The sequence below is a fragment of the Flavobacterium sp. FlaQc-52 genome (genome assembly GCF_044007495.1).
Lineage (GTDB): Bacteria > Bacteroidota > Bacteroidia > Flavobacteriales > Flavobacteriaceae > Flavobacterium > Flavobacterium cupriresistens.
This window is the reverse complement of record NZ_JBIPCV010000007.1, coordinates 38,840-49,996: the sequence shown is the minus strand read 5'-3', so window position 1 is coordinate 49,996 and position 11,157 is coordinate 38,840. Positions and strand designations below refer to the sequence as shown.

The 11,157-nt window shown below is 34.6% G+C and carries 10 protein-coding genes; 8 read left to right on the top strand and 2 right to left on the bottom strand.

Features of this window, described 5'->3' with window-relative positions:
- Positions 1-58 precede the first annotated feature (58 nt).
- The 5 genes from ACHRV5_RS13455 to ACHRV5_RS13435 all read left to right on the top strand — a co-directional run bounded on the left by ACHRV5_RS13455 (position 59) and on the right by ACHRV5_RS13435 (position 5,123).
- Positions 59-1,186: an N-acetylmuramoyl-L-alanine amidase gene (locus ACHRV5_RS13455; RefSeq protein ID WP_230002461.1), complete on the top strand. Its 1,128-nt coding sequence runs from the start codon at positions 59-61 to the stop codon at positions 1,184-1,186.
- Positions 1,187-1,236: 50 nt separating this feature from the next.
- Positions 1,237-2,202 (top strand): MlaD family protein, encoded by a 966-nt coding sequence (locus ACHRV5_RS13450; protein ID WP_395427092.1) that lies wholly within the window; start codon positions 1,237-1,239, stop codon positions 2,200-2,202.
- Positions 2,203-2,207: 5 nt separating this feature from the next.
- Positions 2,208-3,545, top strand: a complete 1,338-nt coding sequence (locus tag ACHRV5_RS13445; RefSeq protein WP_230002459.1) for a (Fe-S)-binding protein — start codon at positions 2,208-2,210, stop codon at positions 3,543-3,545.
- Between the two features lie 98 nt (positions 3,546-3,643).
- A complete protein-coding gene (locus ACHRV5_RS13440) occupies positions 3,644-4,435 on the top strand; it encodes a (Fe-S)-binding protein (RefSeq protein WP_395427091.1) in 792 nt (263 codons plus the stop codon).
- Positions 4,436-4,640: 205 nt separating this feature from the next.
- Positions 4,641-5,123 carry a hypothetical protein gene (locus tag ACHRV5_RS13435; RefSeq protein ID WP_047773374.1) on the top strand — a complete coding sequence of 161 codons (483 nt, stop codon included), beginning with the start codon at positions 4,641-4,643 and terminating at the stop codon, positions 5,121-5,123.
- A 59-nt stretch (positions 5,124-5,182) separates the two neighbouring features.
- Here ACHRV5_RS13435 and ACHRV5_RS13430 read toward each other — a convergent pair whose 3' ends face one another.
- Entirely contained in the window at positions 5,183-7,564 is a 2,382-nt protein-coding gene (locus ACHRV5_RS13430; RefSeq protein WP_395427090.1) for a TonB-dependent siderophore receptor, read from the bottom strand.
- A 76-nt stretch (positions 7,565-7,640) separates the two neighbouring features.
- On the opposite strand from ACHRV5_RS13430, the gene ACHRV5_RS13425 reads away from it, so the two are divergent.
- The 3 genes from ACHRV5_RS13425 (at position 7,641) to ACHRV5_RS13415 (ending at position 10,352) form a co-directional block, all read left to right on the top strand.
- The gene (locus tag ACHRV5_RS13425; RefSeq protein ID WP_395427089.1) at positions 7,641-8,687 is read left to right on the top strand and encodes a helix-turn-helix domain-containing protein; all 1,047 of its coding nucleotides are present in this window, start codon (positions 7,641-7,643) and stop codon (positions 8,685-8,687) included.
- Between the two features lie 78 nt (positions 8,688-8,765).
- Positions 8,766-9,902, top strand: coding sequence for an N-acetyl-alpha-D-glucosaminyl L-malate synthase BshA (gene bshA / locus ACHRV5_RS13420; RefSeq protein WP_047773371.1), 1,137 nt, complete (start codon positions 8,766-8,768; stop codon positions 9,900-9,902).
- A gap of 27 nt (positions 9,903-9,929) precedes the next feature.
- The gene (locus ACHRV5_RS13415) at positions 9,930-10,352 is read left to right on the top strand and encodes a protease complex subunit PrcB family protein (RefSeq protein WP_395427088.1); all 423 of its coding nucleotides are present in this window, start codon (positions 9,930-9,932) and stop codon (positions 10,350-10,352) included.
- Between the two features lie 253 nt (positions 10,353-10,605).
- Here ACHRV5_RS13415 and ACHRV5_RS13410 read toward each other — a convergent pair whose 3' ends face one another.
- The gene (locus ACHRV5_RS13410; RefSeq protein WP_047773368.1) at positions 10,606-11,103 is read right to left on the bottom strand and encodes a hypothetical protein; all 498 of its coding nucleotides are present in this window, start codon (positions 11,101-11,103) and stop codon (positions 10,606-10,608) included.
- Positions 11,104-11,157: the final 54 nt, after the last annotated feature.

The window sequence follows — 11,157 nt, the reverse complement described above, 5'->3', positions numbered from 1 at the left end:
AATAATCAATTATAAAAATTATAGCAGTTGCATTTTATTAAAATTAACTTTTAGATTTATGAATATATTTAACAAAACTAGACTAATATTTAGTTTTTTTCTAACGATAATTACTTTTTGTTCTTACAGTCAGTCGAATGTGTTTAAAGTAACACTGGATGCCGGACATGGAGATCACGATTTTGGGGCGGTTTATAGCGGGAGAATAGAAAAAAATATTGCTTTGGCGATTGTGTTAAAAGTTGGAAAAATATTAGAACTTAATCCAAATGTTAATGTTATCTACACCCGTAAAACCGATGTTTTCATAGATCTTGTCGAAAGAGCCAATATCGCGAACCGTGCAAATTCCAATATTTTTGTTTCTATACATTGTAATGCAAACAAAAATACAGCAGCAGACGGAACAGAAACGTATGTAATGGGTTTGAGTAAAGTAGCATCAAATCTGGAAGCGGCGAAGAAAGAGAACTCGGTAATTACGCTGGAGAAAGACTATAAACGTAAATACGAAGGTTTTGATCCGAATTCTCCGGAATCAATGATCGGAATGACATTAATGCAGGAAGAATACTTGGACAACAGTATCTCATTGGCCAGTAAAATCGAAGATAATTTTGATAAACTTGGAAAAAAACTGCGTCAGGGAGGTGTAAAACAAGCGCCTTTTATGGTACTTCATAAAGCATATATGCCAAGAGTATTAGTAGAAACCGGTTTCGTGTCTAATCCGACAGAAGGGAATATTTTAAATTCGGAGGAAGGACAAAATGATATCGCCAGAGCTATTGCGGAAGCTATTTTAAGTTATAAAAGAGAATATTTTGGTTCAGGAGTACCTGAAATGTCAGATGTAAGACCTGCAAAAGATACGTCCAGCGCAACAAAACAAAAGGCAGTTGAAACTCCGGTTGCGAAAAAAAACGCACCAAAAGGGACTTTCTTTAAGGTACAACTTATAGCAAGTATCAAAAATACACCGTTGGAGCCTAAAAACTTTAAAGGACTGAAAAATGTAACAATGTTATTTGAAAACAATATATATAAGTACTACTATCAAGAGACTTTAAGTTATGACGCAGCGCAAAAATATCTGCAAGAAGCTAAAGATAAAGGATATGGAGCTGCTTTTTTGATTGCATATAAGGACGGAGAAAAAATCAGTATCCAGGACGCAATTAAATAATAGTCGCAAGTTCGAATATTTATATTAATTTTGTACAAACACTTAGAATTTTGAAACTAACAAGAGAAATTAAAACGGCTATTTTAGTCATCGCGTCAATTTTATTATTTATTTGGGGCTACAGTTTTTTAAAAGGTAAAGATCTTTTTACGAATTATAAAACACTATACGCAGAATACGATAATGTTGAAGATTTATCAGCTTCGGCACCTGTTACTTTAAACGGGCTTATAATTGGTAAAGTAAGTAAGATTACAATTAATGAAACCACAGGTAAATTATTAGTTGAACTTCAGTTAAAAACAGATTTTCCTATTTCTAAAACCAGTAAAATATTTTTATATTCTCCAAGTTTAATTGGAGGAAAACAGATTAAAATTGTACCCAATTTTGCTGATAAAGAACTTGCTGAAGACGGTCAGACCTTATCTTCATCTGTTGAATTAGGATTAACAGATTCTTTAGGAGGTAAAATAGAGCCAATTCAGCAAAAGCTGGAAAAAATGTTGGTCAATATTGATGTTTTAGTTTCAGGACTAAACAATGTATTGGATAAAAAAGGACAAGAAGACATCAAGAAAACGTTGGCAGAATTAAGCCAAACTATGGAGCAGTTTCATAAAGCGGCCGGAAGTATGAATTCTATTTTAGATACCAATAAAGGACAAATTAATGGAGTTGTAACTAACTTTAATAAAATGTCAAGCAACTTTGTTAAGATATCAGATTCTTTAAATAAAGCAGATTTAGGAAAAACGGTTAAAAATCTGAACCAGACTTTAGCTAAAGTTGATGGTTTAATGAGTAATCTGAATTCCGGTAAAGGGACAGCAGGTAAATTATTAAATGACGATGCGTTATACAATAATCTGGCTAAAACTTCAAAGGAATTAGAACTATTACTTCAGGATGTACGTCTTTATCCAACTCGTTATGTAAATGTTTCTCTTTTTGGAAAGAAAAACAAACCTTATGTAGCGCCTACAGAGGAGACTAATTCAACCACTAAAAAATAATAAGAATGAGTTATTTAGATAATATTTTATTCGCCATACTTCTTATAGTTGGTTTCGGTTTTTTTGCAAGGAGTGTAAAAAAGATCATCCGAAATATTAATTTGGGAGTAGATGTAGATCGAAAAGATAATTCTAAAGCACGCTGGAAAAACATGGCTATGATTGCTCTTGGGCAATCAAAAATGGTGAGACGCCCTGTTGCCGGAATACTTCATATTTTTGTATATGTAGGTTTTATAATTATTAATATCGAGTTACTCGAAATCATTATAGACGGATTATTTGGAACACATAGAATTTTTGCTCCTTATTTAGGGGTGGTTTATGATGTTTTGATTGCTTCTTTTGAAATACTGGCACTTTTGGTTTTAGTAGCCGTAATCGTATTCTGGATCAGAAGAAATATAGTAAGACTGAAACGTTTTATCAATCCGGATTTAAAAGGATTTCCTAAAAGTGATGCCAATTACATCTTGTATTTTGAGATGGTATTAATGACCTTATTTTTATTGATGAATGCGACTGATTTGCATTTGCAAAATGTTCCGGGAGGATTTTCGCACTTTCATAAAGCAGGAAGTTTTCCGGTAAGTCAGTTTATCGCGCCGATTTTCAACGGTATGTCGAATGAATTGGTGATGTTATTGTGTGAAGCTTTTTGGTGGTTGCACATTGTAGGGATTTTGATTTTTATGAACTATTTGTATTTCTCAAAACATTTACACATTCTTTTAGCATTCCCAAATACGTATTTTGCGAACCTGAACCCTGAAGGGCAATTTGATAATTTAGAGTCGGTTACCAAAGAAGTAAAGTTAATGATGGATCCCAATGCAGATCCGTTTGCTGCTGCTCCTGTGGATGAAAATGCTGCTCCGGCTAAGTTTGGTGCAAGTGATGTTCAGGACTTAAACTGGGTGCAATTGTTAAACGCCTACACTTGTACAGAATGTGGTCGTTGTACTTCTTCATGTCCGGCAAATCAAACCGGTAAAAAATTGTCTCCTCGTAAAATTATGATGGATACAAGAGACCGTTTGCAGGAAGTAGGAAACAATATTGATGCAAATAAAGGTGTTTTTGTACCGGATAATAAAACATTGTTAAACGATTATATTACAGCAGAGGAATTATGGGCCTGTACTTCTTGTAATGCCTGTGTAGAAGAATGTCCTGTAAATATTAGTCCGTTATCTATTATTATGGACATGCGTCGTTATTTGGTGATGGAACAAAGTGCTGCTCCAATGTCGTTAAACGCGATGATGACCAATATTGAAAATAACGGAGCACCTTGGCAATACAGCCAACAAGACAGATTGAATTGGAAGAATGAGAATTAATTTAGGAAACTAAAAAGACTCAGGAATAAATTAAGAATTCAGATTTCAGAGTAATAAATGAAACTTTGAACTTTAAACTTTAAACAAAAGAGAGAGAAATGTCAGAAAGTTTAGTAGTGCCAACAATGGCAGAAATGCTAGCCGAAGGAAAACAGCCGGAAGTGTTGTTTTGGGTAGGTTGTGCAGGAAGTTTTGATGATAGAGCAAAGAAAATAACAAAAGCATTTGTACGTATTTTAAACCGTACCAATGTGTCTTTTGCAGTACTGGGTACAGAAGAGAGTTGTACCGGAGATCCTGCGAAGCGTGCCGGTAATGAATTTTTGTTTCAGATGCAGGCCATGATGAATATTGAGGTTTTAAATGCCTATGAAGCTAAGAAAATAGTTACCGCTTGTCCGCATTGTTTTAATACGTTGAAAAATGAATATCCTGAATTGGGTGGTCAATACGATGTAATTCATCATACGGAATTCTTAAAAGGGTTAATTGACGATGGAAGATTGACCGTTGAAGGAGGGCAATTTAAAGGAAAACGTATTACTTTTCACGATCCTTGTTATTTAGGAAGAGCCAATAAAGTATACGAAGCTCCAAGAGAGTTAATTCAGAAGTTAGACGTTGAATTGGTCGAAATGAAACGTTCTAAAGCCAATGGATTATGTTGTGGAGCAGGTGGAGCGCAAATGTTTAAAGATGCCGAACCGGGAGACAAAGAAATCAACGTAGAAAGAACAGAAGATGCTTTGGAAGTTAAGCCTGATATCATTGCAGCCGGTTGTCCGTTTTGTAATACGATGTTGACTGACGGTATCAAACATCAGGAAAAAGAAGCTTCTGTAAAAGTAATGGATATTGCAGAGCTAATTGCTAATGCACAGGATCTGTAGGATAAGATTCTAAGTTTCTGAGGTACTGAGGGGCTAAGTTTTTTGAACTTGGAGCTTTTTTCTTAAGGAACAAAGGTTTGACGTTACAGAAGTTCAAAGGTTTTGGAAACGGGGATTGAAAGTTGAAATTTTAAAAAATCTAAAATCAGCAATCTAAAATCAGTAATCTAAAATCTACAGTCTAAAATCTAAAATAATAATAAAAATGTATATCCCTTTTGAAAATTTACCTGGTGAGTCCAGAATTTGGATTTATCAATCAAACAGAAAATTTTCTGATGAGGAATTTTCTGAAATAGAGTCTGATCTGAAAACGTTTGTTGAAGGTTGGGCCGCACACGGAACAAGCTTGGAAGCTTCGTATGAGATGAAATACAACCGATTTATAATCTTGGCTGTAAATCAGGACGTACAAGCAGCAACTGGATGTTCTATTGATAGCTCAGTTGAGTTTATCCAAAGTTTAGAGAAAAAGTACAATGTTGATTTGTTAGATAAAATGAACGTTACTTTTAAATTGGGTGAGCATATTGCGCACAAACCATTAATTGATTTTAAGAAGATGGTTAAAGATAAATCGGTATCAGAGAATACGATTGTGTTTAATAATCTTGTAAATAATATAGAAGAATACAACGAGTCCTGGGAAGTTCCGGCAGCAGACAGCTGGCACAGTCGTTTTTTCTAAAAGTATTTTAAATAAGAAACAAACCCGACAGGTTTTTAAAACCTGTCGGGTTTATTTTTTTATAAATTGTAAACAAGATTCAATCTAAACCCTTGAGGATTTACAACTCTCCATCCATAATGTTTGTACCCCCAAGCTCCTGGGTAGTAACCAACATAATTGTATCTGTTTGTTACGTTGTTTACCAATAGAGATATTTGGTATTTACTTCTCTTATAAGATATTCCGGAGTCTAGTGAAAACAAATTATCCGGTAAGTACTTTTCTTTGGTTACCGGCCATGCAGCTCTTTTGGCTTGGTATTCGTACCCTAAAGTAAAACCTAAACCTTCTAACGATCCTTTTGTAATCGTGTATTTAATCCAAGCATTGCTGATGTGTTTAGCTGTACCGTACAACATCATTCCTACTTTACTACGATCATTGTCTTCAGTTACTTTTGCATCAGTAAAAGCATAGTTAAACATCACGTTCCAGTTGTTACCGATTGTTCCATTCAAATCAAACTCAATACCTTTTGATAAACTCTCACCTGTTTGTTCAGATAATCCCGGATTTTCAGGACCGGCAGAAGTCAACATATTGGTTTTTGTTAAATGATAGAATGTTAACCCTGTCATTAATTTGCTGTTGAACCATGTTTTTTTGGTTCCGATTTCAGTGTTTTTTCCATAAGAAGGATCAGCGTTTCCACCACCCACTAGCATTCCGGTTTGTTCCTGAAAACTTTCGTCGTATAAGGCATAAGCTGTCCAACTCGGAGATAGTACTCCCGTTACACTGAATCGTGGTGTAATGGCATCATTTTTTACACGTTTGCCATTGTCAGCACCACTCGTTTTGACCGTATTGGTGTATCTTAAACCTCCAGCAATTCGTAATTTATCATCCAAGAAACGTGCTTCGTCCTGAATGTGAAGTGACGTATAGCTGTAATTGGTAAGGTAGTTTGCGCCACGCTCACGTAATGATCTTGATCGGTCATAACTAGGCAAGTCAGACTTTCTTAATTTACCATAAACAGGATTGTAAATATTAAATACCGGACCAACGGGGTGATTTATAACAGTCCAATCGGCAACGTAGAATTTTTCTCCCATATCCAATCCTCCTAAAACAGCATGATTGACACTTCCGGTAGTGAATTTACCTCTCGTAAAAACCTGTCCTACTGTTGAAGTATTTAAGGCATCATTTACACTGATTCCTCTTTGCACATCCCCTTTTTTCTTGTTGTTGGCAAGATCATCCACCAAAACAATGTTATTATACATTCCGTACAAAGATTCCCCTTCCATTTCCGATTTTACATAACCAAATTGCCCGACAAGTAACCAATCTTCGTTGAAGTTATGGTTGATTGTTCCGAAAATATTCGTTTCTGCAGACTTTGTAGGGTCTACAATAGGATCAGCAAAGTTAAATTCTTTTGGAACATCTTTAAATCCGTCTATTCCGTAAGAGTATTTTGCAAACCCACCAACAAATGAATTTTGAGATAAAATATACTCTAAAGTAACATTTGTGTTTTCAGAGAGATCATATTTTAAACTAGGATTAAAAACATATTGTTCATGCTCAACATATTGTTGAAAGGATTGTTTTTTGGTTCCCATTACGTTTAGCCTTCCGGTTAATTTCCCGTCTTTGCTTAGTATTTCATCAATATCTGCTGAAGCTCTGTACAAATTGTAACTGCCTAAAGTCATTTGGAATACTTTTTTCTGAGTACCCATTGGTTTTTTTGTTACAATATTGTAAAAACCTCCGGGTTGTGTATTTCCCATCATGAATCCTGCAGGGCCTTTTACAAACTCGATACGCTCAACAAAAGAAATGTCTTCGCGAAGTGGTCCGAAGCTTCCGCTTACGTCCATTCCGTTTCTTAAATTAGAAGCTGCAAATCCGCGAACGGCAAGTCCAACGCTACCTTCTTCCTGATGTGTAATGGTTCTTACACCACTGATATTTCGGCTAATACCGTCGGCTGTGGTTAGAATTTGTTGGTCGCTTAAAACTTGTCGGTCAATTACCTGTATGTTTTGCGGTGTAAGCAATAAATTTTCACCGATTCGCAAAGTAGAGGATGGAATGGTCCTGCGGTTTGCCGACACATTCACAGTTTCTAATTCATATAAATAGGAGGACTGTGATAGGTTATAGACTAAATGTTGGTCGGTTTCTATAGTAACCGTATATGTTTTTACAAAAACCGGATTTTCTACTTGTATTTCGTATTTCCCCTTTGGTAAATTGTCAAAAATGTAGATTCCTTGTGGGTTAGTGTATGTGGTTTGTTGGCCCTGATTCAGAATTACTTTTAAGGCATCTAGTGGTTTTTCGTCAAAATCTGTGATTTTACCTTTTATTTGTCCGGAATTTTGTGCCCAAGTCATCATTGGAAAGATGATTAGGCTAAATAAAAATATTTTAACACGCATGTTTTCTTATTTAGAATTAGTATAATTAAATTTGTTCGGCAAAAGTAGCCTTTGACTTCATTAATTAATTTTGCAATTGGCACAAAAACTATTGAATTTGGGAGTAAATAAAACAGTAGAAGTATTAGAAAAAGAGATTGTAGCTTTCTTTAAAAAAGAATCTGATGTCACCAAAAAAGACTTTTTAGAGAATGCTTTGGGGCGTTTCAAAATCAATAATATTTATGATAGCAAGGAATTTATTATCAAGGAATATTCCTGTACTTATTTTAGAGACTACGATTTAAAATTCAAAACAGAAGCATCTAATTTTATCCAGATTGCATTTTTCCTCAATGACAAAGTGTTGAAAGACAGGATTAATAATCAGATTAATGAATATTTGCCGTATCATAACTATATCTATTATACGGAGGAGGATGCTGATGTTGACATTTATTTTAAAAAAGATGTAGAATATCGGAACCTTGATATCTATGTAGCCGAAGATTATTTTCATCACCTCGTTAATACTTCAAACGAGTTTGTTAAAAAGTTTATTCTTTTAATCAATCAGAAAAAATCCTGTAGTTTATTTGAAAATGGTATCCCGGTAAATTCGCAAATGATGAGTGCTTTAGCAGAAATAAAAAGATACCCTAAAAAAGGTATTGCTAAAGATTATTATGTAAAAAGCCGTATCATGACACTTTTGCAACTAATTTTTGAGGAAGAAGAAAACAGAAAAAGCATTATTGGCGACAAAAAACACCAAACAGTAAAGGAGCAGGAAATTGAAAAAATACATGATATCAAGGATTTTATAAATAAAAATCTGCATGAGTTTTATACTATTGAAAACCTGTCAACTCTTTTTGAAATTAACGATTTTAAAATTAAAAAGGGATTTAAAGAACTTTTTAATATGGGCGTTTTTGAGTACAGTACTAAAATGAGGATGAAGTATGCTCAGAATATATTAAAGACCACTAAGTTGTCTATTAAAGAAATAGCTTATAAAATTGGGTACGGATCTCCTTCTTCGTTTTCGGCAGCCTTTAAAAAAGAGTGCTTTGTAAGCCCAAATGTTTATCGGGAAAAAAGGAACTTAGCTTCTACAGACATAGTGACTGCTCCAGTTTAAGTTTAGTTGCTTTTTAACTTAATTTTCACTTCTACTAAAGGCTATTTTTGAGTACTTTCGTAATACTAAATTTAATACATGAAAATAGCTATAGTTTGTTATCCGACCTTTGGCGGTAGTGGTGTAGTAGCCACTGAGTTAGGTCTTGAATTAGCCAGACGCGGACACGAAATACATTTTATCACTTATAGTCAGCCCGTTAGACTGGCACTTTTGAACCCAAATGTGCATTATCACGAAGTGAACGTTCCGGAGTATCCTCTTTTTCACTATCAGCCTTATGAATTGGCTTTATCAAGCAAATTGGTTGATATGGTGAAATTATACAAGATTGAAGTACTGCACGTGCATTACGCCATTCCACATGCTTATGCGGGCTATATGGCGAAACAAATGCTGAAAAACGAAGGGATTAATCTTCCAATGATTACGACGCTTCACGGTACCGATATTACCTTAGTTGGAAATCATCCGTTTTACAAGCCGGCCGTGACTTTTAGTATCGATAAATCCGATTATGTGACTTCGGTTTCCCAAAGTTTGAAAGACGATACCTTAAAATTATTCAAAATCAAGAATAAAATAAAGGTGATTCCGAATTTTATTGAGTTGGATAAAATGATAAAAGATCCTCAAGCGCCTTGTCATCGTTATGTTATGGCGAAGGAAGACGAACGAATCATTACCCATATCAGTAACTTCAGAAAGGTAAAACGCATTCCGGATATCATTAAGATTTTCTATAACATTCAGAAAGAAATCCCTGCTAAACTAATGATGGTTGGTGATGGACCGGAAAAAGAAAAAGCCGAAATTTTGTGTCAGGAATTAGGAATTCTGGACAAAGTAATCTTCTTTGGAAACAGTAATGAAATTGATAAGATTTTGTGCATGACCGATTTGTTTTTGCTTCCATCTGAAACAGAAAGTTTCGGTTTGGCAGCGCTAGAAGCAATGTCTTGCGGAGTTCCTGTAATTTCAAGTAATTCAGGAGGTTTGCCGGAGGTGAATTTTGATGGCGTTTCAGGTTATTTGAGCAATGTAGGTAATGTAGAAGAAATGGCTGCCAATGCGCTGAAAATTCTAAAAGATGATGCAACTTTGAATCAGTTTAAAGCAAATGCTTTAGAGGTGGCAAAAAAGTTTGATATCAAAAATATATTACCAGTATATGAAGCGTTGTATCAAAAAGCGATAAACGATTATAAAAATTAGAGACACTAATCTTAAAAGTAACCTTAGATGAAAAAAGTAATTTCAATTGTAACCGTTTTTGTTCTGATTTCGTGTGGAACAACAAAAACAACAGATTCGAAAGCGCTATTTGAAATTTTGACAGCGCAATCTGACGGTGGTGGAAATATTAAATTCTTTGAAATTTTGACGGAGCCCAACGAAATCAAAATGCTTGAAAATGATCCGCTTTTGAAAGATAAAATGAAACAGGATGATATTAATACTTCTAATTATATTATTTTGAATATGGGTGAAAAAAATACAGGAGGTTACTCTATTGGAGTTGAAAAAGTAGAAGAAACCGATAAAAATATTATTATAACTGTAAAAGAAAATAGCCCGGCTCCGGATGCTATGACCACGCAAGTGATTACGTATCCGTATACAGTGGTTAAAATTCATTCGAAGAAAGAAATTATCATCAAATAAATTCCTTTTTTGATTGCCATAAAAAAACCTGTCCTTTTGAAGAGACAGGTTTTGTTTTTTACAATTTTTTTTAGGGGCTCAAATAAAAGTTTGAGCGATGTTTTTAGGGGATTTTATTGTACCCTCTAAAAATATTTTTGCCACAGATTAAAGGATTAAAAGGATTGGATAATCTGTGAAAATCAATTTAATCTGTGGCGTTTTTTTTAAATTAGGCCTCATAGCCTTTTAGTCTGGAAAAATTTCGTTTTTATTAAAACTTAAATTTAACTGCTAAACCTACGTCAAAACCAAAGTTATCATCGTCATAATATCCTGAACCAATTTCCGGTCTTACATCTAAAGACAGTAAAATAGGCACTTTATCAAAACCATATTCTATACCAACATCTCCGGCTGCAAAAACATAAGTACCACTATCGTTGTATCTAGAATTGTAATAACGGTAATCATATTCCCAGGCAGCTAAACCACCACCAACACCAGCATACCAGTTAAAACCACCCTCAATGTTCCAAACCCATTGATAAAGAGCTACGGCCTTAACAGCATCTACGTTGTCGCTGTTTCTCCAACCTAAATCAAATTCTAATCTGTTGTTTTTAAATAAACCGCGTTGGTAAGATACTTCTCCTCCAAATCCGTTGTTATCTCCTAAACGAACACCAATTGCATTTTTGGCGATTTCCTGAGATTGAGCCGTAAATGCTAAGCCTAATAGCATAATGGCTGATAAAATAATTTTTTTCATAAAAAGGTTATTAATTTTTTCAAACTTACAAGTATTGTTTAGCTGAAGAAGTAT

Excerpts from the sequence above, each read along its gene's own strand:
- ACHRV5_RS13455 (WP_230002461.1), top strand. The coding sequence starts at position 59 with ATGAATATATTTAACAAAACTAGACTAATATTTAGTTTTTTTCTAACG.
- ACHRV5_RS13445 (WP_230002459.1), top strand. The coding sequence starts at position 2,208 with ATGAGTTATTTAGATAATATTTTATTCGCCATACTTCTTATAGTTGGT.
- ACHRV5_RS13440 (WP_395427091.1), top strand. The coding sequence starts at position 3,644 with ATGTCAGAAAGTTTAGTAGTGCCAACAATGGCAGAAATGCTAGCCGAA.
- ACHRV5_RS13435 (WP_047773374.1), top strand. The coding sequence starts at position 4,641 with ATGTATATCCCTTTTGAAAATTTACCTGGTGAGTCCAGAATTTGGATT.
- ACHRV5_RS13430 (WP_395427090.1), bottom strand. The coding sequence starts at position 7,564 with ATGCGTGTTAAAATATTTTTATTTAGCCTAATCATCTTTCCAATGATG.
- bshA (WP_047773371.1), top strand. The coding sequence starts at position 8,766 with ATGAAAATAGCTATAGTTTGTTATCCGACCTTTGGCGGTAGTGGTGTA.
- ACHRV5_RS13415 (WP_395427088.1), top strand. The coding sequence starts at position 9,930 with ATGAAAAAAGTAATTTCAATTGTAACCGTTTTTGTTCTGATTTCGTGT.
- ACHRV5_RS13410 (WP_047773368.1), bottom strand. The coding sequence starts at position 11,103 with ATGAAAAAAATTATTTTATCAGCCATTATGCTATTAGGCTTAGCATTT.